The organism is Helcococcus kunzii ATCC 51366, assembly GCF_000245755.1.
Taxonomy (GTDB): domain Bacteria; phylum Bacillota; class Clostridia; order Tissierellales; family Peptoniphilaceae; genus Helcococcus; species Helcococcus kunzii.
On sequence record NZ_JH601088.1, the window covers coordinates 1,381,356 to 1,404,289 of the forward strand.

General features: G+C 29.3%; 19 protein-coding genes. 2 read left to right on the forward strand and 17 right to left on the reverse strand.

The features are described 5' to 3' along the window. Nucleotides 1-80: 80 nt before the first annotated feature. The 11 genes from HMPREF9709_RS06385 to HMPREF9709_RS06430 form a co-directional block, all read right to left on the reverse strand. Nucleotides 81-590, reverse strand: a complete 510-nt coding sequence (locus HMPREF9709_RS06385; protein WP_005398775.1) for a hypothetical protein — start codon at nucleotides 588-590, stop codon at nucleotides 81-83. Between the two features lie 120 nt (nucleotides 591-710). Beyond that, entirely contained in the window at nucleotides 711-1,217 is a 507-nt protein-coding gene (locus HMPREF9709_RS06390) for a hypothetical protein (protein WP_005398776.1), read from the reverse strand. A 543-nt stretch (nucleotides 1,218-1,760) separates the two neighbouring features. Continuing rightward, a complete protein-coding gene (locus HMPREF9709_RS06395) occupies nucleotides 1,761-3,383 on the reverse strand; it encodes a DEAD/DEAH box helicase (protein WP_005398777.1) in 1,623 nt (540 codons plus the stop codon). A gap of 143 nt (nucleotides 3,384-3,526) precedes the next feature. Continuing rightward, nucleotides 3,527-4,006, reverse strand: a complete 480-nt coding sequence (ybaK, locus tag HMPREF9709_RS06400; protein ID WP_005398778.1) for a Cys-tRNA(Pro) deacylase — start codon at nucleotides 4,004-4,006, stop codon at nucleotides 3,527-3,529. A 122-nt stretch (nucleotides 4,007-4,128) separates the two neighbouring features. After that, nucleotides 4,129-6,306, reverse strand: coding sequence for a sensor histidine kinase (locus HMPREF9709_RS09645; protein ID WP_005398779.1), 2,178 nt, complete (start codon nucleotides 6,304-6,306; stop codon nucleotides 4,129-4,131). Continuing rightward, entirely contained in the window at nucleotides 6,287-7,021 is a 735-nt protein-coding gene (locus HMPREF9709_RS06410; protein ID WP_005398780.1) for a response regulator transcription factor, read from the reverse strand. The genes HMPREF9709_RS09645 and HMPREF9709_RS06410 overlap by 20 nt, the downstream gene beginning before the upstream one ends. A 99-nt stretch (nucleotides 7,022-7,120) precedes the next feature. Continuing rightward, nucleotides 7,121-8,152, reverse strand: coding sequence for a M42 family metallopeptidase (locus HMPREF9709_RS06415; RefSeq protein ID WP_005398781.1), 1,032 nt, complete (start codon nucleotides 8,150-8,152; stop codon nucleotides 7,121-7,123). A gap of 597 nt (nucleotides 8,153-8,749) precedes the next feature. Next, nucleotides 8,750-10,549 carry an N-acetylmuramoyl-L-alanine amidase family protein gene (locus tag HMPREF9709_RS10140; RefSeq protein ID WP_005398782.1) on the reverse strand — a complete coding sequence of 600 codons (1,800 nt, stop codon included), beginning with the start codon at nucleotides 10,547-10,549 and terminating at the stop codon, nucleotides 8,750-8,752. Nucleotides 10,550-10,685: 136 nt separating this feature from the next. After that, nucleotides 10,686-11,912 carry a transglutaminase domain-containing protein gene (locus tag HMPREF9709_RS06425; protein WP_005398783.1) on the reverse strand — a complete coding sequence of 409 codons (1,227 nt, stop codon included), beginning with the start codon at nucleotides 11,910-11,912 and terminating at the stop codon, nucleotides 10,686-10,688. 557 nt (nucleotides 11,913-12,469) lie between these two features. Further along, on the reverse strand, nucleotides 12,470-12,616 hold the full coding sequence (locus HMPREF9709_RS09955; protein WP_005398784.1) for a hypothetical protein: 147 nt from the start codon (nucleotides 12,614-12,616) through the stop codon (nucleotides 12,470-12,472). 131 nt (nucleotides 12,617-12,747) lie between these two features. Then, on the reverse strand, nucleotides 12,748-13,851 hold the full coding sequence (locus HMPREF9709_RS06430) for a hypothetical protein (protein WP_005398785.1): 1,104 nt from the start codon (nucleotides 13,849-13,851) through the stop codon (nucleotides 12,748-12,750). Nucleotides 13,852-14,115: 264 nt separating this feature from the next. Here HMPREF9709_RS06430 and ahpC point away from each other — a divergent pair, with 264 nt between their 5' ends. Next, entirely contained in the window at nucleotides 14,116-14,682 is a 567-nt protein-coding gene (gene ahpC / locus HMPREF9709_RS06435) for an alkyl hydroperoxide reductase subunit C (protein ID WP_005398786.1), read from the forward strand. Beyond that, entirely contained in the window at nucleotides 14,682-16,214 is a 1,533-nt protein-coding gene (gene ahpF / locus HMPREF9709_RS06440) for an alkyl hydroperoxide reductase subunit F (protein ID WP_005398787.1), read from the forward strand. Before ahpC ends, ahpF begins: the two co-directional genes overlap by 1 nt. A 56-nt stretch (nucleotides 16,215-16,270) precedes the next feature. On the opposite strand, the gene HMPREF9709_RS09650 is transcribed toward ahpF, so the two are convergent. The 6 genes from HMPREF9709_RS09650 to HMPREF9709_RS06470 form a co-directional block, all read right to left on the reverse strand. Further along, complete coding sequence (locus HMPREF9709_RS09650; protein WP_005398788.1) at nucleotides 16,271-17,164, reverse strand: M15 family metallopeptidase; 894 nt, start codon at nucleotides 17,162-17,164, stop codon at nucleotides 16,271-16,273. 27 nt (nucleotides 17,165-17,191) lie between these two features. Continuing rightward, nucleotides 17,192-18,412: a diphosphate--fructose-6-phosphate 1-phosphotransferase gene (locus HMPREF9709_RS06450; protein ID WP_005398789.1), complete on the reverse strand. Its 1,221-nt coding sequence runs from the start codon at nucleotides 18,410-18,412 to the stop codon at nucleotides 17,192-17,194. Nucleotides 18,413-18,506: 94 nt separating this feature from the next. After that, a complete protein-coding gene (locus HMPREF9709_RS06455) occupies nucleotides 18,507-19,274 on the reverse strand; it encodes an ABC transporter ATP-binding protein (protein ID WP_005398790.1) in 768 nt (255 codons plus the stop codon). Further along, entirely contained in the window at nucleotides 19,267-20,313 is a 1,047-nt protein-coding gene (locus tag HMPREF9709_RS06460) for a taurine ABC transporter substrate-binding protein (RefSeq protein ID WP_005398791.1), read from the reverse strand. Before HMPREF9709_RS06460 ends, HMPREF9709_RS06455 begins: the two co-directional genes overlap by 8 nt. 12 nt (nucleotides 20,314-20,325) lie before the next feature. Further along, the gene (locus tag HMPREF9709_RS06465; protein ID WP_005398792.1) at nucleotides 20,326-21,096 is read right to left on the reverse strand and encodes an ABC transporter permease; all 771 of its coding nucleotides are present in this window, start codon (nucleotides 21,094-21,096) and stop codon (nucleotides 20,326-20,328) included. A 136-nt stretch (nucleotides 21,097-21,232) separates the two neighbouring features. Next, a complete protein-coding gene (locus HMPREF9709_RS06470) occupies nucleotides 21,233-22,930 on the reverse strand; it encodes an FAD-dependent oxidoreductase (protein ID WP_005398793.1) in 1,698 nt (565 codons plus the stop codon). Nucleotides 22,931-22,934: the final 4 nt, after the last annotated feature.

Below are 22,934 nucleotides of genomic sequence, written 5' to 3' on the forward strand. Positions count from 1 at the left end.
CTCAAATAAAAATAAATATAATTTGATTAAAAATCTCAACAAAAAAGAGCTGGCTATTACACCAACTCAATTAATTCTAATCATAATTCTTTACTTTTATCTTCTATTTCAGATATTTTCCCTTCTAAAGCCTTCTTGATTTCCTCTAGATCGTCAAGCCTATAAATTTGATAAACTTCAGTCCCTAAAACTTCAAGTCTCACATAATCTTTTTCTTTATTAATAATTAATTTCGCATTTTTTAGTTCATCAATTCTAATTTTTTTTATAAAAAAACGTCCATAAATTCTATTGTTAGAATAATAAATAAACTCATACCCAATACCAACGGCATGTGGTGCAATTACATTAATATAAACAATAAAGGATAACATCGTAATTAAAGACATTAAAACATAAGCATTTGTTGATCTAATCAAAATTAAAGCAACATATATAATAATAAGTATCCCCATCAACACCTTGCTAATTCCCCTATTTTTTACATGAATTCGAATGTTACCTTTATATTGAGTTATTTTAAATATCAAATACATCAAGAAAAAATTTAAAAAATTAACAATAATAATAATAATTTCATTCTTATTCACAGCGCATCTCCTTTTAATATAATAAATTATTTATATATTCATTATATCACTTTATAGTTAGTTAATCCCATTAAATAAAATCTTATAAAAAATGGAGTTGTAAAATCTCAACCCCATTTTTTATTTACTTCTATCCTCTATTTTATATATTTTTCCATCTAAAACTTTCTTAATTTCCTCTAAATCATCAAGCCTATAAATTTGGTAAAGTTGAGTCCTTAAAACCTCAAGCTTAACATAATCTTTTTCTCTTTTAATAGTTAATTTCACGTTTTTAAGATTATCAATTCTAATTTTTCTTACAGGAAAACTACCATAGCTTCTATTATTAGAATAATAAATAAACTCATCCCCAATCCCTACAATATATGGAGCAATTAAATTCATATAAACAGTTAGAACTAACATGACAATTAAAGAACCTAAAATATAAATATTTGAAAATCTTTCCCAAATTATAGCAAGATAAATAACAAAAAATAAACCGATAAATACATTTGTAATTAACCTATTTTTTACATGAATACGAATTTTATCCCTATCTCGACTTATTTTATATATCATAAATACTATAAATAAATTTAATAAATTAACAGTAGCAAAAATATAAATTTCATTTTTACTCATACACATCTCCTTTTAATATAATAAAATAACTATATATTTATTATATCATCTTATAATTAATTAATGAAATAACCCCGTTAAATGTAAGTAAAATTCATAGCTAAAGAGTATTTTCATGATGAATTATAGCTTTTACGGTTATTTTTAATAGCATTATATAAATATTATTTCAAAATTATATACATATATTACTAAATCTATATATAATAACCCCTCTTAGTAAATTTATCGTTTTGACCCTAGCGTTTATTATTTTTCTAAATCCACTAGGGCTATGATGCTTTTTTTACAATGGTTCTTCCAACTAACTCTTTACACCTTTATGAAACCTCAGCCCCTTTAGCCACCACAACATCAGCTACCACACACCCTAATACGAAGACAAATAATATAAAAATAATGCAAGCCTCTTATTTTGGAAATTTTCGAGTAAATGAATATTGAAAGCGAGGACTGTCTGAGCAAATTCGAAGAATTTGCGAGTTCCGCAGCTTTCATTATATTCATACGAAGAAAATTTCCAAAATGGCTTGCATTTTTATATTATTTGTCTGAATACTCTACTCTCATCACCTTACCACCAACTTTCTTACCATTCAATTCTTTTATAACTCCTCTTAGTAAGTCAATTGGGATTTCTACGAAAGAAAAGTTTGGCATTATATTGATATTGCCAATATCTGATGCAGAGATTTTAGTGTATTTTTTTATTGTTTTAATCATTAAATTAGTATCCAGGCCATCTCTGGAGCCTTTGTTTATAAACATCTTTGGACCTTTGATTTTTCTAACCTTTGAACCTCTTTTTGAATTAGTACGAGGTTTAGAGATTTCAAACTTTTTACCATAGTCTACATTATTCAGCTCCTCGTGTTTCTTACGATTTTGCATATCATCAATCATTTTTATTAAACTTAGAGAAACATCAAATAAACTATTACCTTCTGATAAGATTTCATTTAATACTTCAATATATTCATCTTTGTTAGTATTGTTTATTAGAGCTTTAAGAATATCTTTTTTCAATTGATTTCTACTATTATTTCTAACATCGTAAATAGTTGGAAGCTCCATCTTTTCCATCTTTGAATTGGTATAACGTTCAATTTCGCCTAATTTATTGCGATCTCTTGAAGTAACAAAGGTGAAGGAAATGCCTTTTTTACCAGCTCTAGCTGTACGGCCAATTCTGTGAACATAGTAATCATTTTGTTGAGGTAAATCATAATTTACTACTAAATCTACATTTTCCACATCTAAACCTCTCGCAGCAATATCTGTTGCAATTAATATTTCAATGGTGGATGCTCTAAATCTCTTCATTACATTATCTCTTTGGGATTGTTTCATATCACCATGAAGCGCATCAACATTGTAGCCTAATTTTGTTAAATCTGTTACAAGTTGATCTACCATGCGCTTTGTATTACAAAATACAATTGAAAGATTCGGATTATACATACCTAATAATCTATTTAGAATTTCTTTCTTCATCTTTGAATCCATTTCTAAATAGTACTGTTTAATTTTTTCTACAGTTAGTTCTTTTTGCTCTATTAGAATTTGTTGAGGAATGTTTTGATAAAGCTTTGAAAATTCCATTATGTCATTGCCCATTGTCGCCGAAAAGAAACAAGTCTGTCTATTCGGGTTGGTTTGGTCTATGATAGTTTTCATATCATCTCTAAATCCCATGTCAAACATTTCATCAGCTTCATCTAAAACTAAAAATTTTAATTTTGAAAGCTTTAATGTTCTTCTATTTAGATGATCCATAACACGACCAGGTGTACCTACTACAATATTTGTGCCCAATTTTAAAGACTTAATTTGTCTTCTCATATCTGAACCACCATATATCGCAATGGATTTAACATGCGGTTTATATTTTGCAATCTTTTTTATTTCATCAGAAACTTGTTTTGCAAGCTCTCTTGTTGGCACTAAAATTAGCCCTTGTATATGATTTTCATCTTCTATCATTTCAACTAAAGGTATCCCAAAAGCAGCTGTTTTCCCAGTACCCGTTTGAGCTCTAGCAATTACATCTCTGCCTTCTAAAAGAGTAGGAATGGCTTTTTCTTGAATCGGTGATGGTTTTTCATATCCCATATCTGCTACAGCTTTAATTAACTCATTCGACAAATTTAATTCATTAAATTTCAATATTTTCTCCTATTTGTAACCGAACGACATTATCGGTCATTTGCAATTATTTGCATTAAAAAAAGTCGAGACTAACTCGACTTTCAAGTTTTTATTATCCTAAATCATTATTACATTTAAACTTAAATAATGCAATTAAAGATTTATTCTGCAAGATTTGCAATTTTAAATTCAATTATTTTAGATAAATCAGAAGTATTTAATTCTACTTGATAACCTACTTTACCTGCAGAAAATGTAATAATTTCATGCTTATTTATCTCTTCATCGAAAAAAGTTGGAAATGTTTTTTTCATACCAATAGGTGAACATCCTCCATGAATATATCCTGTAAGCCCTAGAAGTTCTTTTGAAGGAATCATATGAATACTCTTTTCCCCTGAAGCTTCTGCAGCTAATTTTAAGTTTAACTCTTTGTTTACAGGGATTACAAAAACATAATTTTTTCCTGATTTACCTATTGTTACTAAAGTCTTAAAAACAGAATTTTCATCTTTTTTAATTATTTTGGCAACATCTCTTCCCGTTAGAGTATTGTCTGTTTCAAACTTATGAGGAATGTATTCAATATTTTTTTGTTCTAATAGTCTCATCACATTTGTTTTATCTTTATTTTTTGACATTTTTACTCCTAAACATTTTTCAAATATATTTTATTATATCAAAAAACGGCATATTCTGTAAGGGAACGAATTTACATCATACTAATGTTAAATAAATACAGAAATGCCGCTTCTTGGCAAAATTAATTATTAAAAGTGATTATAGTCTTAAATAAATCTCCATCTATCTCAATATCAAACTTTCCATTTTGCAATTCAGTAAGTGAACTTGCAATGGCTAATCCTAGCCCAGCACCATCAGTGTTTCTGGATTCATCACCTCTAGTAAATCTTTCCTTTAATTCATCTGGTGTGATATTAAGTGAATATTTTGAAATATTTTTAACTACTAGTCTAGTTTCACTATTTTGTATTAAATCAATATATACTCTTGTATTTTCTTGAGCATATTTGTTTATATTAGAAAAAATATTGTCTAAAATTCTTGACGTTTGCTCTCCATCAAGCTTACAAATAGTGGTATCCTTCTGAGCATTAAAGACTACCTCTATTCCTTTTCTTGAAAAATCTTCGTGCCATTCCCCGATCATCTGAGTTATCATTTGATTCAAATCAATATCCATATAGTTCATTACGATATTTCTACTGGTAACTTTTGACACTTCAAACAGTCTCTCAATTAAAGATTTCAATTTTAATGATTTCTCATTTACAATAGCTAAATATTTCTTCCTTTCTTCAGGAGAAACATTCTCATCGGTAGCTAAATCAGAGTAATTAATGATAGCTGTCAATGGAGTTTTCAAGTCATGACTTAAATTTGTAATCAATTCAGTCTTCATTCTTTCTGACTTTAATTCCTTATCCATCGCATTTGTAAGTGATTCATTGATATTGTTCAAATTCTTTGAAATATTACCAAAATAAGTGTTATCTTCATTTAAGTTAATATCAAAATTGCCTTTATTTATTTCATAAGTAGCATCCTCAATATTTTGTACATCGCTTAATATTCTACTAATTAAGTAATATATGCTTCCTAAAATTATAAATAGAATAATCAAAACATACGGATGGAAACCAAATGCTGCAGAACCTAATAACCAAAGTAATAAGAAACTAAAAAGTCTCCTATTTGTATTAGTTAAATTATTTCCGACTATCATTCTATAAATTTTAGAAATAATTTTTCGAATAATATTAAATACGCCTTTACCTATCCTAACTATTATAGAATTTTGAATTAAAAATGCGTTAAATCCTTCATGATAAAAAGATTTTAATCCATTTATTAAATATAAAATAAATATTGACAAACCAGCAAGTGTAAATGTTATAACTAGTCCAAATATTAGGTTAATATCAATATTGTAAACTTCCCAAGCAGTATCAGCTATATATATAGTAAATCCATACATTCCAAAGAAAAATGCTACTAAACCCAATATAGAAAACTCTACTGGAATGGATTTTATAACTTGATAAAATTTTACATTTTTACTCTTTTCATATCCAGTCGCTAAGGCAATTATAAAAAACATAGCTAAAAACGATGTAATAAATATCGCCATATTAGCGGTTGTCTTATAATATTCGATTTTATTATCAAAACTTTTAACCAATTCCTTACCATTATTTTCAAGCAATGCAACAATTTTCATCGAATCAATTGAAGGATCACTTTCAGAATCCTTAGCTCTATCAATAAAATAATCGACAAATTCCTTTGTATCACCCGTAAGTTTTTCTTCATTATTTATATATACATTAAGCTTATTTTTATCTAATGTAACATCCACATAAAGTTCATCTTTAAGCTTTTCTTTCAACAAACTCGGATTTGAATTAAGAAACTCTAAATTTCTAGTGTTTATATTTATCATTTCTTCTATTTGCGGCTCTTTGTATTGCTCTACAAAAGGTCCAGAACCATCACTAATCATATGATAATAATCATCTAATGTCTCCTGACTAACTTCATAATATTCTATATAGTCAGCTTCACCTTTCTCTATCTCTATAAAATCCTTTTGAACGTCATTATTTTTATAGATATATAGATTTGGATTAGATTTTATATATTTTTCAGTTTCTTTATAATTTGATATTTTTTTTATAGATGAATAATACTTGATTGGAGGATTGTTACTTTTGAAATAACTTTCCTCGTAACCATTCTCCCATCTATATAAAGTCTTATTTAAGATGTTATAGAATGCATCCCTTTTTAATTGTTCTTCTGGAATAAAATAATTTTTAAACGCTGGCTTTACAACGGAAAAAATAATTGTAATAATTATTGATAATATAATTAATACGCTTAATCCTACTGTTGAATACCTAATTCCCTTTTCTTTCATGACTGTCTCCTTTGTAAGGATCAATAAATTTATATCCTAAACCCCAAGAAACTTGTAAATACTTCGGATTTTTCGGATCTATTTCTATCTTTTCCCTTATTCTTCTAATATGTACAGTCACAGTTTTCGTATCTAGAGCAGGCTCATTCCAAACACTTTCGTAAATTTGATCCACACTAAATAATCTACCAACATTTGACATAAACAATTCCAAAATACCATACTCTGTAGAAGTCAAAGCAATATCTTCACCATCTACATTTGCACTTTTATTAATTAAATCAAGCGTAATATTACCTATAACAATTTTTTCATCTTCTTTTGAATTATTTATTTTTGTTCCAAAATCGTAAAATCGTCTAATATTGGAGTTTACTCTTGCTAATAATTCCATTGGATTAAATGGTTTTGTCATATAGTCATCCGCACCAATGTCCAAGCCCATTATTTTGTCATAATCTTGTGATTTTGCTGATAATATTATTATTGGAACATAAGAAATCTCTCTCAACTGTCTAATAGCATCTTCTCCAGATAAATTCGGCATCATCAAATCCATTATAATTAAATCTATTTTCGCATTCTCAAAAATACATAAAGCCTCGCGCCCATCATCTGCATAATGAACCTCGTAATTTGCATTTCTCAGATATATCCCAATGGATTCTCTAATAGCCTTATCGTCCTCTGCAACTAAAATATTATATTTGTACATATTGTCCCTCCAAATATATATTATCAATCATTTTCTAAAACATAATTAACTAATAATTACAAAATTATTAAGAAAACATTTTAGAAATCTACAACTCTATCACATCTCACTTTTTATATATGTTTCAACCAATTCTTCTGTAGCATTTACTGAATCAATATGTGTTCTTTCATAAGAATGGCTTGACTCAATACCTGCACCAAATAACGCATGCTTAACATCATATCCTGCACGCATTGCAGTAGAAGCATCTGAACTATATCTTGGGTAAATATCTAACTTATATTCAATCTTATTTTCATTACATAAATTAACCAATTTATTTCTTAACTCATAATTATATGGACCAGATCCATCTTTCACACAAATAGAAACAGAATATTCATCAGTTTGTTGGTCATCCCCCATAGCGCCCATATCCACAGCGATATATTCTACAGTTTCAGCCGGAATGCTTGAATTAGCACCATATCCAATTTCTTCATTATTACTAAAATAAAAATGTGTTGTATAAGGTAATTCAATATTTTCTTCTTTAATTTTCTTTAATTGATTAAGTAAAATAGCCGCACTTACCTTATCATCTAAATGTCTACTCTTTATAAATCCTGATTTAGTAACCGTCGCTCTAGTATCAAATGAAATAAAGTCTCCTACTTCAATACCTAAATCTCTTGTTTCCTTCTCATTTGTTACCTTTTCATCAATTCTAACCTCTATATTAGTTTGATCTCTCTTAGCACTCGCTGCATCAGCATACACATGTACACTTGTTTGATGCATCAAAATAGTACCTTCAATTTCTCTACCATTTTTTGTAACATGAATGATACAATTTTCCCCCTCAATAGAATTGTAAGTAAAACCACCCACCAAATCTATTTTCAATCTTCCACTTGGTTTAATTGCTCTCACAATTGCCCCCAAAGTATCCAAATGCGCAGTCAATACCCTATGTCTTGTGTCATCTTTTCCCTTAACACTTACCATTACTGCACCCTTATTTGTATAAACTGGCTCATATCCAAAAGATTTTGTTTCTTCCACAATATAATCCATTATTTCCTTTGTATAACCTGTTGGAGATGGCAGTGCCACCAATTTTTTTATATATTCTACTGTTTGATTCATAAATACTCCTACTTTCTTTTTATTGTATATAGACAATTATATATCAAATCATTGAAAATATAAATTCATATAGTGGATTTGTTGATTTTGAGTTGTTTTTTATAGTTTCGAGTTGATTTTGGATAATTCTTGCATATTTATTATATTATTTCATAATAAATAAGGAATTTCATGGTCCTTAAATACCGCCCTACCGTATATTACGGACCATGTCTTATTTTTTATGGTCCTAATATACCGGGGGTGTGTATAGTTAGGACCATAAAATAGAGAAAAATAATAAATCTTATGGTCCCTAAATATCCCTCCCCAGTATATTTAGGACCATATATCCCCAAAATCATAGTATATACACAATTTATACAATGAAATTTTTGGACCGACTTATACCCCCCTGGGGTATCTACGGACCATATTATTTTTTTTCGTGGTCTAACTTATACCCCCTAGGGGTATATTAGGACCATAAAATCTATAAATTCCTATAGCAAAACACATTATCATTCTCAAATAAACAAAATCCGACAGTAGATACCCCTCCGGGGTATCCACCTCTTTTCATCTATCAAAAAAAAGAGGCCAAAGCCTCTTTTCCCTTTATTTTTTTCCTATTAATTTTCCATCCCAAGTGAAATTGTACATTTTTCCATCAATTATTTTTTTACCGGAAACTCTTACACCTGTTTCAGGCATTAGATATCTCCATTTTCCTTCGATAAATTGCCATCCAAATGCTTGTGTACCTGTCCCTAGTCTGAAATACATCCAGCCTTGTGATAATTTTTGCCAGCCTGTCGCCATTGTTCCTGAACTTCTAAAAAATCTCCAATTACCATCGATGAATTGTCTTCCTTTTACCATTGTTCCAGAGGACTTTCTAAAGAAGTATCTATATCCATTTTCTGGATTTGTCCACCAACCTTTTTGATATCTTGTGTCTGGACCTTCTAAGGATAACCAAATCATGCCATTTTCATGGTAGAATTGCGCCATAGATTCACCCTTAGAATTAAAGAATTTCCAAGCATTTTTTATCCATTTCCATTCAGATCTTGCTTGTTTGCCGTGTTCAAAATATGTCCATTTATCTCCAGATTTCACCCATCCATTTACTTCTTTTTCATCTTCTTGTGGTTCTTCCGATAATTTTTGAGCATCAACATTTTCATCCTGAATTTGAGAATCTTCAACATTCGCTTCATCTGCTACTTGTTCTTTAGAATCTTCTACAGTTCCTTCTTCTGCTATTTGTTCTTCAGAGTCTTCTACATTTCCTTCTTCTGCTATTTGTTCTTCAGAGTTTTCTACTTTGCCTTCTTCTATAATTTGTTCTTCAGATTCTTCTACATTTCCTTCTTCTGCTACTTGTTCTTCAGAATTTTCACCATTTGCATCTTCATCAGCTTCTTCTTTAGAATGTTCTACTGCAACATCTTCAGTAGCTCCTTCTTTGGAATGTTCTACAGTCGCATCTTCAGTAACTTGTTCAGTATCAGCATTATCTTTTTCTTCTACTTTGATTTCTGAATCTTCAGAATCTTCAGCATTATTTTGTTCTTGAAGATCTATATTTTCTTTTTCTTCTTCAGATGAAGCTTTTCCAACAACTATAAGGTTAACTGTAACTTTGCTAATTTCAGCATCAATATTATGTCCTGCAGAATAAACAAATTCATATTCACCTGGTGTTTTAAAGAAATCCCATGGGTCAATTGTTTTTTCTTTACCATTTTGATCTGATTTTAACTCAAATACATGTTTTTCGTTATTTTCGTAATCATATACTGTTTTATCTTTATCAATATATTGAAGTTTTACTGGTGTGTTAGCTAACAAATCACTATCTTCATAAACTCTTTTTTGAGCTTTTAATCCAGCTTTATTTTCAATATAGTAGTTAAATCTGTGTCCATCATTTATTGTATATGGTCTTTTTGCAAGCTCTTCAAATTCTTCCTTTGTCATACTAAATGTGATTGTATCTCTTGTTTGGAAGATTTTTGTTGATTTAGGTTTTACATGTTTTTTGATTTTAACCTTTACTGTATCCCTTAGTTCTGATATCAAGCCATTTGCATCTTTAACGTATAAATTAAGAGAAACTGTTGAATCATCTTTTGGTTTTTCCACATTTTTTTCAAGGAAATCAAAATCCTCCCAATTTGAAGCTTCTACTTTGTTTCCGCCTTCGTATTTAGCCCAATCATTTTCTTTTTTCTCTTCTACAACAATATTCTTTTTAACTTGTTCTAAAATAGAATCTTGGATTTTCTTTCTAGCTCTATCGTTTAATGTTTGATCTCCATCAACTGGTTGTTTGTATTTTTCTCTATTAACTTCAATTACTTTGTTTTCATTTTCATCTTTAAGCTTAATTCTTAGAGATGATTTCTTCATATTTTCTGGTTTTAGAAGTTTAACAAATACTTTAATTTTTTGTTGTTTGTTTTCTTTTCCAAAAAATTCTAATTCTAAAACTTGATTTTCTGTAGATTTAGCTTCTTCATATTTCTTCTTACTTTCTTCAGTAAGCTCAACTTCTTTTTTTACCTGATGTTCCTATTTCTTCTCTATTTTTTTCAGTACTTGTTAAAATAGAAACGCCTAATTTTTTAATTAATTTTGCTTCATCTGTATTAGTTTCAACTTCAACCGGATTTTCATTACTTCCTGTTAGTGCAGCTGAAATAAATGAAACTTCTTTTAAGTTTGGTTCACTTTTAGTTTCTAAACCTTCGATAGAGAATTTTTGATCACTATTTCCTTCGGAATATTTACGAGCAGCATCACCGAATAACTTCATACTATCTAAATTAGTTTTATATTTTGTAAATCTTAATTTTCCTAAACCTATACGAGTATATTCATTTACTATATCTTCAAGATTATATTCATTTGATGTTTTTTCAGCTTCTTCTGATTTCCACAATACATAGTTGGTGGCTTTCTTCTTTCCTTGTTCTGTTAAAATATCATAATAATTTATTTCACCTAGTTTTTCATCAGTTAATAAGAATTTTCTATATTGATATTCTCTATTTATATTTGAATAAAACGCATCATCTGTAATGTCGATATTGTACCATTTTCCATCAACTTTTACTTGATTCCAAGCATGATTAGCTTCTGGCCATCTTAATTTTTGGATATGGTATTGATTAACAAAAATATCATATGTAACTTTTTCCTTTTCTTTTGCAGATTCATCGTTTAAAGTCACACCTGATTTCTTACCTCTGACAAATCTTGTTTCTAATCCCATTCTTGAACCGATTCTATCAAATGCCATTGCATATGCTTGACATACTCCTTTTTGCGACAACATTGCGCTAATTAAAGTATGTGTTTCGTATTGATTATCTGTACCGAAAAGCATATCTTTATTTCTGCTAAATTCGTTTTTGTTTGTATCACCATCTGGTTTTATGTATCTTACTAAGAAGTCGTGGATTAATCTAGCTTTTACAAAATCTTCGCTAAGATTTTTGTTTTTAAGCATAAATTCTTCCTTCTTCTTATTAAGGAAATCTACTATTCTTGATACTACTTTTTCGGATAATGCTCCACTTTCTCTATTTTCTAAATATTTTACATAAATCTTATTTAAATAGATTCCTTTTGAAAAATCTACTTCTTCTGATTCAATTCCCCAATTCAATACTTGCTTTATTGTTGAAGCATAAGCTGGGTTATAAATTACAGATTCAAAGATTTCTTTTGCATAATTTCTTTTTCCATAAAGGTAAATAACTGGTTGCATTTCTGCTGTAGATTTTAATATATATTTTTTTAATAAATTTTTATATTGTGCTTCATCTTTTATAGAATCATAGGATAAAGGTGCAGATACGTTAGTAAAATCTATTTCATTTTTCTAAAATTTCATTAAATCTTCGGATGGTTTCCAAGACATTTCTTTTGTACCTTGTTTCCCCGCCTTATATGTTGACTCGCTTTTTGTTTGTGTTTTAGCGTTTTTTGCTTGTACCGCTGGGCTGCTGAATGAACCACAAACAATTGAAAAAGCTAACACAAATGAAATTATTTTTTTGTAGTATATTTTTTTCTCATTTAATACCCCCTCCTTTTTTTTCGTGGGATTTTTCCATTATAGCATGGCAAATATATTTTTTTTCAAATAAAATATCTTATATAATGATAAATATGCTTATTTTGATATCTGTGATATTCAGATAATTAATTCTAATATTTTTATTTACTAATTAAATTTTCTCAACAAATAAAAAAACAAGAATGAATTTTCTTCATCCTTGTTTTAAACAAAAAAATTAATTTTTACTTTGTACTACTTAAATCTTATTGATTATTTGTTTCTTCAATACTTTCTACATCACCTACGGTTTCTACTGTATCCCCTTCCTCAGCAGTGTCATTATTTTTACCACATGCTGAGATTGAAAATACCAATACCAATGATAATAGTAATGCAATTATTTTTTTCATTATTCTCCTCCTTGTATTATATTTTCAGTCAATATAAATTTACCCAAAGCTCTTGTTATCAATAACAAAGGAGATGGTTAAAAAAATAAAACAGTAAAGAATCGTCTAAATTCTCTACTGTTTCAAAAATGTTACATTTTATTCTTATTTTTCTGAATGACAACTAAACCAATAACACTTGTTACTAATAGCACTCCCATTAAAGTAAAATCAAAATTATCTGAAGTCTCTGGATTTTCAACTTTCGCTTCTGCTCCAATATAGCTAGTATCAGATATTTTGTCGCTATCTGTTGAAATATTGTCCTTATTATTAGGATTATTTATTATATTATTTCTCTTATCGTCAATAATTTTATTAAATATTTTAGAATCAATAAGGCTTCCCACCATAATTGGTGTATTTTGCTTATTTATTGGAGTTTCTACTTTACTATTGTTGTTATTATTGTCATTGCTACCGTTATTACCCTGACTTGGATAACTAGATGGTTTATCCTCTTCTGTTTCCTTTGTCGTTTCTACTCTATTATCATTTTTTGTTTCTTTAATAGTTTCTTTGATAGTTTCCTTTGGTGACTCTTTTATCGTTTCTTTTGAAGTTTCACTTGGAGTTTCCTTTGATGTTTCTTTCGGAGTCTCTTTTATTGTTTCCTTCGGTGTTTCTTTAATAGTTTCTTTCGGTGTTTCCTTTGGTGTCTCTTTTTCTGTTTCTTTTGGAGTTTCCTTTGGAGTCTCTTTTGGAGTCTCCTTAGATGTTTCTTGACTAGTATCTAATGTCTTTTTAGCTTCATCTAACTCTTCTCTTAATTTCGCTAATTCTTCAGTCTTTGTATGAAGTATATTTAATTCATTTACTTCATTTATAAATCTTTGATATGTACTAGGATCTGAAAAATCAACATTATCAGCAGAACTAATAATTTTTTCTAGATTTTCTATACCAGCCATTAAATTATTTCTTTCTTGTTCTGCAGTTCCATCATTTGGAATTTCATTTAATTTTGTCAAAAGTTCATCTTTTTGTCTTTGAGCTTCTTCTTTAATATTTGAAATTTTTGATTCTGATAACTCGCTTAATTGATTTATCTCATTTTGAATGTTTACAATCTTATTTTCAATATTGGCAATATCATCTTCTGTAGCAGCGAAAACACTATTAAATGCAAAACTTGCCATCAAAGAGAATATCACAGAAAATATTAATACTTTATTTGCTGCTCTTTTATTTTTCATTATTCCCCCTAAAAAATAACTTAAACGTCTATATACTACTATATATAGATACCTTCTTTTAAAATAGCATACCTCATTTTCGCCTTTTTTTAAAGTAAAATATTCATTTTTTCCTGTATATGTTGAATATTTAACTAATTCTTTATTTTTCTTAACAAAAATTAACTTTATGAATGGTTTTGTTTTTTGAAATAAAATCCATATTTGATATAATTAATATGTAATAAGAATATTACATACTTTAAATATTTAAAGGGGGACAATATGTCATTAGTAGGTAAAGAAATACAAGAATTTACAGCTCAAGCTTACAATCCTTCAACAGAAGAATTTGTAACAGTAACAGACAAAGATTTAAGAGGTAAATGGAGCGTTGTAATGTTTTATCCAGCAGACTTCTCATTCGTTTGCCCAACTGAGCTAGAAGATTTACAACAACAATACGAAAAATTAAAATCATTAGACACAGAAGTATATTCTGTATCAACTGATACACACTTTGTGCATAAAGCATGGCATGACCATTCAGAAAAAATTTCAAAAATTACATTTAAGATGATTGGTGATCCAAGTCATGTAATTTCAGAACAATTTGATATCCTTGGTGAAGATGGATTATCACAAAGAGGTACATTCATCATTGATCCAGACGGAGTTGTTCAAGCATTAGAAATCAATGCTGATGGTATTGGTAGAGATGCTTCAGTATTAATTGATAAGATTAGAGCTGCACAATATATTAGAAAAAACCCAGGTGAAGTTTGTCCAGCAAAATGGAAAGAATCTGGAGAAACATTAACACCAGGATTAGATTTAGTAGGTAAAATCTAATGATTTTGGATTCAAATTTACAAAATCAACTATCTCAATATCTAGAGCTATTAGAAAATCCTATCGAAATAGTTGCTAGTTTAGATGATAGTGATAATTCAAATAAAATGAAAGAATTTTTATCTGAAATTTCTAATCTTTCAGATAAGATCACAGTTAAAGAAGAAAAATTGAGCATGACTCCATCTTTTACTGTAAATAGAGAAAATGAAGAAACAGGTATTGTTTTTTCAGGGATTCCTCTAGGTCATGAATTTGAATCTCTAGTTTTGGCTCTATTACAAGTTGGAGGCAGAGCTCCTAAAATTTCAGAAGAACAAGTTAAAAGAATAAAAGATATTGATGAAGAGTTAAACTTTGAAACTATTGTAAGTTTAACATGTCATAATTGCCCAGATGTTGTACAATCCCTAAATATCATGTCCGTGTTAAATCCTAAGATTAAACACACTATGATTGAAGGTGGAGCGTTCCAAGATCTTGTTGAAGAAAGAGGTGTTATGGCAGTACCAACCATCTTCTTAAATGGAGAAGAATTAATGGGTGGTAGAACAAATCTTGACCAAATACTTGATAAAGTTGCTGGTGCTAAATCATCAAATAGCATTAAAAATGTTGAAAATCTTGATGTATTAATCATTGGTGGTGGTCCTGCTGCAGGTGCTGCTGCTATCTATACAGCAAGAAAAGGCTTAAAAACAGCAATAGTATGTGATGAATTTGGCGGACAAGTTACTGAAACTTTAGGTATTGAAAATATAATTGGTACTGCTTACACTGAAGGTCCAAAATATATGGAACAAGTGAAAAGCCATATTAAAGAATATGATATCCAATTATTTGAAGGCTATAGAGCTGAAGATATTGAAAGAAATGACAATATCTCTGTGAAATTAGATAATGGACAAGAATTAAACGCAAAGACAGCTATTATTGCGACAGGTGCAAGATGGAGACTTTTAGGCATTCCTGGAGAAAAAGAATATAAAAATAAAGGTATAGCTTATTGTGTACACTGCGATGGTCCACTTTTCAGAGATAAAAAAGTTGCCGTTATTGGTGGTGGAAATTCAGGAGTTGAAGCAGCTATAGATCTTGCTCCAATTGCTAGTGAAGTAGTATTGATAGAATTTGCTGATAAACTTAAAGCAGACAATGTTTTACAAGATAAACTAAAATCTTTAGACAATGTTGAAATAATTACAAATGCTCAAACAACTTCAATTGATGGCGACAGTAAGGTAACAGGTTTAACATATACAGATAGAGTTTCTGGTGATTCAATATCAAGAGACATCGATGGATGCTTTATCCAAGTTGGTCTGGTGCCAAATACAGAATTCTTAGGTGATAAAGTTGAAAAGACAAAAATGGGTGAAATCATTGTAAACCCTGAAGGTCAAACATCTATTGAAGGAGTATTTGCAGCAGGAGACTGTACAGATACAGCATTTAAACAAATAGTAATTGCATTAGGAAGCGGAGCTACTGCTGGCCTTGGTGCAAATAACTATATTGTAAGAAATTCATAAAAAAATAAAACTGCTAGATGACTAAAATATGTCATTTAGCAGTTTTTTATATTTTATTATTCTATCCCCAAATATTCTTCTAATACTTGTCCAGAATTATATATTTTCTCTGCAATATCACCAACATATCTATAATGCCATGATTCCGCAGAATATCCTGTTATATTTTCCTTACCTTCTGGATATCTTAAAATAAACCCAAATTTATGAGCATTTTTTGCCATCCAAAGTTGCTCTGGAGTACCGGTAAATGATTCAAGATTATTTTTACCTCCAGAAAAATCAGCAGCTGTACCAAGTTGATGTTCTGAATGTCCTGGTCTTGCAGATAATTTATCAACTTCTTCTTGACTATCTTTTGCTAAATAGCCAGTATAAAGTTGTTTTTGGAAATCATAGTCTCTATATCCTGTTGAAATTCTTAAATCAAGCCCTTCTGCCTCCGATGCATTTCTCATCTTCAAGAATGCTTCATAAGCTTCACCTTCTAATTGAGCATATCCATAAACAGTATATTTTTCATCAATATTTACAATATTTTCTGGTCTATATTTTGGATCTAATCTAAACTTCTTATTTACAATAGTTAATTTATCATCCCTAAAAATCACTTTATATGAATTTTCAAAATTTATTGGTATACCATTAAATGTATCAATCTCATCATTAGGAATTTTTTCATAAACTATCTCTTCTTTTTGTGTCTCTGGTGTTTTTTCATCTTGAGTTTCTTCTTCAGATTCAGTTTCAGTTTCAGTTTCTTCTTTTGATTCTGTCTCTGTTTCAATCAAGCTTTCTTCTGACGTATCTTTTGTATCTTCACTTGTCTCTACTTCGTCGACAGTGTTTTTCTCATATAGTGTTTCATTTCCATCTTTAAATAAACTACATCCACTTATCGCAAAAACTAATACTGCTAACAATATTATTATCTTATTTTTCTTATTCAAATTTTACCTCCAAAATGAGATGAAAACTTAAATGATAATATCATCAAGAGTAATATATTTTATCATTCCATTTTCAAACTCTTGTGGCATCTCCCCTTTTACCAACGGAAGTGCGTATTGATAAATTTTTTGTTCTAGTGTTTCTATATCTTTCATCCATGATTGCGGTATTATACTTTCCATATTTGCAATCTCACCTGAAATAACATGACTAAACTCTATTTCATATGATTGAGTATCTTTTCTTTTTATAACTGGTACTATATTTGTTTTTTCTCTGCTCCATTCCAATGATTTATATCCAAGCTCAAAGGCTTCTTCTGAATCGGTTTTACTAATAATGTGATTAGTCCTTTGAGAAATATTTAGCTCTACCGCTTTAGTTTTTATATCCATTACATCATAAATATAATCAGAAATTCTACTTGCAATCCCAGATATAATTGGGTGATTAAACCCTTGATCATAGGATCTAATTACAGATTTTTCAAAATATTTTTCACTATCCATAAAACCTTCAGAAACTGCAACAATTACATTATCCTCAATTTCATGAGCTTTTTTAATATCTTCAATTATCTGTTCTTTTGTACAAGGCTTTTCACTTAAATATATTAAATTTACAACCCTTTTATCTCTATTGTAATTTGTAAGTAATGAACTCGCAGTTAACCAACCTGCATTTCTTCCCATAATTTCAACAAAAGTAACAGTTTTTTTATCATAAATATCAACATCAGTACGAATGTTATTTATTGTATTTATAATATATTTTGAAGCAGAACCAAATCCTGGAGAATGGTCCATTCCCATTAAATCATTATCAATTGTCTTAGGAGATCCAACAATGCTTATCCAATCAATTTTATTTTTTATCATATAAGCATTTAACTTTTTAACCGTATCCATTGAGTCATTTCCACCAATATATACGAAATTTGTAATCTCTAATTTCTTCAGCTTTTCAAAAATCAATCTATAGATATCATCGTTTAAATCATCTGTTAGTCTATATCTACATGAACCCAAAATTGAAGATGGTCTCTTCATCAATTTATCTTTTATATTTTCTGAAACAAATTTTTCCTTATCAATTTCAACTATATTATCCCTTAATAGTCCCTCTATTCCATGTCTTAACGCATAAATCTTCTCAAAATTAAAATCTATCCCAGCTTGAATAACCCCCGCTAATGAGGAATTAATCACACTCGTAGGTCCTCCCGACTGGCCAACTAAACAATTCATTAAAAACTCCTTTATATTTATTTTACCGATATCTATAATACCATAAAAACAATAAATTGTTTAATTTCAAAATGGAGTTTTCTATCAAATAGATTTATGACTCTAATAACATAAAAATTTCTTTTTTAATATTTGAATATTCAGGATCTAATGAAGGAATGTAATTTTTGTCATCAAGTATTTTTTTATTAAAATCTACATTAAACACTTTGTCAATTCTTCCTGGATTTTTGTCCATTACAATTACTCTATTTCCCAATGTTAAAGCCTCATCTATATCATGTGTTATCATAAAGACAGTAAATTTTTCATTAAACCAAAGCTCTCTTAAAAAATCTTGTAACAATTTCCTATTTATCGCATCTAACGCTGCAAATGGCTCATCCATCAATACAATTTTAGGTTTATTAATCATAGTTCTTGCAATAGCAACTCTTTGCTGCATCCCACCAGAAAGTTCATATGGATAATGCTTCTTAAATTCTCTTAATCCAATGATATCAATATAGTGATTAAATGATTTTTCAACTTCCTCTTTATTTTCTTTAAGAATATTTGGACCAAACTTTATGTTTTGTTCAATATTCAACCAAGGAAATAGATTTGTTTGTTGAAACACTACCCCTCTATCTTTACTTGGACCAGTTACTTCCTTACCATTTAATAAAACTTTTCCTGATGTTGGTTTTACAAATCCCGCTAAAGTGTTTAATAATGTGGTCTTTCCACAACCTGAAGGCCCTAAAGCCACTACAAAGTCAGCCTTTTTAACATCAAGATTAATGTCTTCTATCGCTTTTGTTTTGACTGATTGTCCATCATATTCAACTGAAACAGATTTAAGTTCTACTAAATTATTCATTATTTTCCCCATTTTTATCTAAGCTTTTTTCAATATATTTGCTATTAATAAATTCATCGATTTGTTCCATTGTAGGAATTTTATCTATCTTCTTTTCGTTTTGTAAGAATTTTGCCGTCTCTAAAAATGTCTTGTTAAAATCCCCAGGATTTTTATTTGTCCCTAAATACCTTTTATCCAACTGCTCTCTAGCATTTAACCAAATAGTACTTTCCATTTGTCTTTTTACTAAATCTTCTTTAACCCCCAGATATTTTGACGCCGCTTTTATAGCATTTTCCGGTCTTTCTTTGAATTCTGTTATACCTTTATCTAAAGCTTTTATATAATCAGCAACCAAATTCGGATATTTCTTAGAAAATTGTTTATTAACTAATTCAATATTTACAGTTGTAATGCCTTTCTCAGCTAATGCCGCACTATCTATTAATACCTTGCCGCTCTTTTTTATCTCGCCAAGTGTAGGCTCCCAAGTATATACAGCATCCAAATCACCTCTTGACCATGAAGCCACTATATCTTCAGTGTTCATATCTAAAAGCTTAATATCTCTTGCTGTAAGTCCTTCAAGCTCCAAAGCTTTCATCAATGAATAATGACTTGTAGAACTAAAAGGTGTCGCAATGGTCTTTCCTCTCAAATCTTTTATTGAATTAATATTTTTGCCATCTTGAACCACTAACGCTTCATTTGAGCCCAATACCTCATGTATCCAGATAAGCTCTACATCTAAACCTCTATTTAATGCAACTACACCATTTGTATATCCCATTTCGGCAAAATCTAAATCTCCCGATGCAAAGGCTACATTAGCTGCAGTTCCTGAATCAAAAAATATAAGTTCTACTTTTATTCCCTTGTTTTCAAAATATTCCTTAAAAAAACCTAATTCGTATGCTACTGTTTTATCATCGGGAACTCTAATTGTACCGATTTTTATTTTTTCAGGTTTTGAACCATTTTTTTTACTGCATCCAACAAATAACAATAAAATTAATAATAGAGTAAAAAATATAAATCTATTATTTCTTAAATTCATATCTAATTACCTCTACTTCCCATTCCAAAAGACTACTTTTTTCTCGATTTTAGTTAAAATATAATCTAGCAATATCCCAGTCAATCCCATAATTATAATGCCTACAAATACAACTTCTGTTTTAAGATATTTATAAGCATCTAAAACCATCCAACCGATACCTGCAGTTGCCGCAATCATTTCTGCAGATACTAGTGTCGTATACGCAATAGATACCGCAGTTCTTATACCAACAAATATCTCAGGTAAGGATGCCGGCAAGATAACTTTGAAAAAGATTTGTTTATTGTTTGCACCTAAAGTTTCTGCAGACATAATTAGGTTTTGATTTACTCTTGATACCGCTGATAAACTTGAAATATAGATAGGCATAAATGCAGCAATATACAAAAGTGTCACTTTAGATGTTTCACCAATCCCAAACCAAACAATTAATAATGTGTAATATGCTAATGGAGGCAAAGGTCTAATAAAATTAATTACAGAATTAAATATTGCCTTTAATTTTGGAAAATATCCACTAACTAATCCTAGAGGTATAGCTGTCAAAATAGCTAAAATAATCGCTGATAACAATCTAAACAAACTTATACCTAAATGTTGCCATAAAGAAATATAATTGTATCCATTTTTTACAATATCAACAAAAACATTTATTACTTGACTTGGTGAAGGTAATTTAATCGGCGGAACCATCCTCGTTTCTGTAACAATATACCATATTATTAAAATGACAAGCCATGTTATTAAGCTTAAAAAAATATGTTTATTATTTTTTTTCATAATACCTCCCTAAACTTTATTCTAAATAAAAACAGCAAATTATATATCTAATAATATATAATTGATCACAGAACAATCAAAAATAACGATAAATATATAATTTACTGCTTAATATTTTTATATAATTTTCAATTTATTAATTAAAATTATAACCTGTTAGGATTGGTTCTCTGTCTTTTGTTACATCATTGAAGTATTCATAATAACTTAGTTGTAAGAATGAACCTTGAATATTTTTAACATTATTATAACCATATCCTTTTAATGCTTGTAATGCATAATAGCTATCCCAAGATGTTCTACAGTGAACATATACTGTCTTATCTTTTGGAATTTCATTGTATCTTTCACGTATTTCGTCTAAAGGAATGTTTACAGCACCTTTAATATGAGATTGTTCAAATCCTGCTTTTCCACGTACATCTAAGATATATGCACCTTCTGCAACTAAATCTCTCACTTTTGTATAAGAAACTTGTTCATAAACACCTTCTAAAATATTTGTACCAACAAAAGCAGCTTGGTTAACAACATCTTTTGCAGTTGAATATGCTGGAGCATAACATAATTCTAATTCTCTTAAATCATCAAGCGTTCCACCCATTGTAATCATTGTTGCGATTATATCAACTTTTGCAACAGCATTACCTTTACTAATTGCTTGAGCACCTAAGATTTTTCCTGTAGGATATTCAAATATCAATTTGAAATGTAATGGATTTGGATTTGGCATTAATTTTACTTTATCCATTGGAATAACTAATGATGTTCTATAATCAATATTGTGTGCAATACAGTCTTTTTCTGTTAAACCTGTTGATGCAGCATTAAGATTAAAAACTCTAATACAAGAAGAACCTATTACACCTTTATTTGTAACTTTTTTACCAAAAATGTGGTTTACAGCATTTCTTGCTTGTCTTTGAGCAGGACCTGCTAATGGTAATCTTGTCTTTGCATCTAAGATTGAATTAAATGTTTCGATACAATCACCTACTGCATATACATCAGGTAAATTTGTTCGGAAGTTTTCATCAACAAGTACACCACCAGTTTCGCCAAGTTTAACACCTGATTCTGTAGCAAATTTTACATCTGGTTTTACACCAATAGCCATAATTACAGCTTCACATGCAATTTCTTTTCCACTTGCTAAAACTACTTTATCTTCATGAATTTCTGTTACTGAATCTTCTAAAACAAGATTTATACCATTATCATGTAATTCTTTATTAAGCATTTGTGCCATATCATAATCAAATGGTGCCATGATTTGGTTTGAAGCTTCTACTAAAGTAACATTTTTTCCAGATGCACGTAAGTTTTCAGCCATTTCAACACCAATGAATCCACCACCAACTACTACAATATCATTTACATTATTTTCTCTTATATGAGCATCTGTCAATCTAACATCATAAACATTTTTTATCTTAAACACATTCTTTGAATCAATTCCTTTAATGCTTTGAGGTAAAATTGCTTGAGCACCTGGAGAAAGAATTAAATAATCATAGTGATCTTCAAATTCTTCACCAGTGTTATGATTTTTAACTAAAATTTTATGCTCATCAGCCATAATTTTTAGTACTTCATGATTAACTTTTGCATCTAAATTAAATGATTTTCTAAATTCATCTGGATTATATAAAATTAAATTATCTATTTCTTCTACTTCACCACTGAAATAATTTGGTAAACAGCAATTTGAAAATGAAACATTTGGGCCTTTATCATAAATTTGAATATCGGCATTTTCATCAATTCTTCTTATTCTAGCTGCGGCTGAAGCACCACCTGCTACACCACCTACTACTAAATATCTTTTTGACATATAT

Coding starts and splice junctions, on each gene's coding strand:
- HMPREF9709_RS06465 (WP_005398792.1), bottom strand. CDS start 21,096: ATGAAAAAAAATAATAAACATATTTTTTTAAGCTTAATAACATGGCTT.
- HMPREF9709_RS06425 (WP_005398783.1), bottom strand. CDS start 11,912: ATGCAACCAGTTATTTACCTTTATGGAAAAAGAAATTATGCAAAAGAA.
- HMPREF9709_RS06415 (WP_005398781.1), bottom strand. CDS start 8,152: ATGAATCAAACAGTAGAATATATAAAAAAATTGGTGGCACTGCCATCT.
- ybaK (WP_005398778.1), bottom strand. CDS start 4,006: ATGTCAAAAAATAAAGATAAAACAAATGTGATGAGACTATTAGAACAA.
- ahpF (WP_005398787.1), top strand. CDS start 14,682: ATGATTTTGGATTCAAATTTACAAAATCAACTATCTCAATATCTAGAG.
- HMPREF9709_RS06430 (WP_005398785.1), bottom strand. CDS start 13,851: ATGAAAAATAAAAGAGCAGCAAATAAAGTATTAATATTTTCTGTGATA.
- HMPREF9709_RS06410 (WP_005398780.1), bottom strand. CDS start 7,021: ATGTACAAATATAATATTTTAGTTGCAGAGGACGATAAGGCTATTAGA.
- HMPREF9709_RS06450 (WP_005398789.1), bottom strand. CDS start 18,412: ATGAATTGTTTAGTTGGCCAGTCGGGAGGACCTACGAGTGTGATTAAT.
- HMPREF9709_RS09645 (WP_005398779.1), bottom strand. CDS start 6,306: ATGAAAGAAAAGGGAATTAGGTATTCAACAGTAGGATTAAGCGTATTA.
- HMPREF9709_RS09955 (WP_005398784.1), bottom strand. CDS start 12,616: ATGAAAAAAATAATTGCATTACTATTATCATTGGTATTGGTATTTTCA.
- HMPREF9709_RS06470 (WP_005398793.1), bottom strand. CDS start 22,930: ATGTCAAAAAGATATTTAGTAGTAGGTGGTGTAGCAGGTGGTGCTTCA.
- HMPREF9709_RS10140 (WP_005398782.1), bottom strand. CDS start 10,549: ATGAAGAAATCATCTCTAAGAATTAAGCTTAAAGATGAAAATGAAAAC.
- HMPREF9709_RS06390 (WP_005398776.1), bottom strand. CDS start 1,217: ATGAGTAAAAATGAAATTTATATTTTTGCTACTGTTAATTTATTAAAT.
- HMPREF9709_RS06455 (WP_005398790.1), bottom strand. CDS start 19,274: ATGAATAATTTAGTAGAACTTAAATCTGTTTCAGTTGAATATGATGGA.
- ahpC (WP_005398786.1), top strand. CDS start 14,116: ATGTCATTAGTAGGTAAAGAAATACAAGAATTTACAGCTCAAGCTTAC.
- HMPREF9709_RS06460 (WP_005398791.1), bottom strand. CDS start 20,313: ATGAATTTAAGAAATAATAGATTTATATTTTTTACTCTATTATTAATT.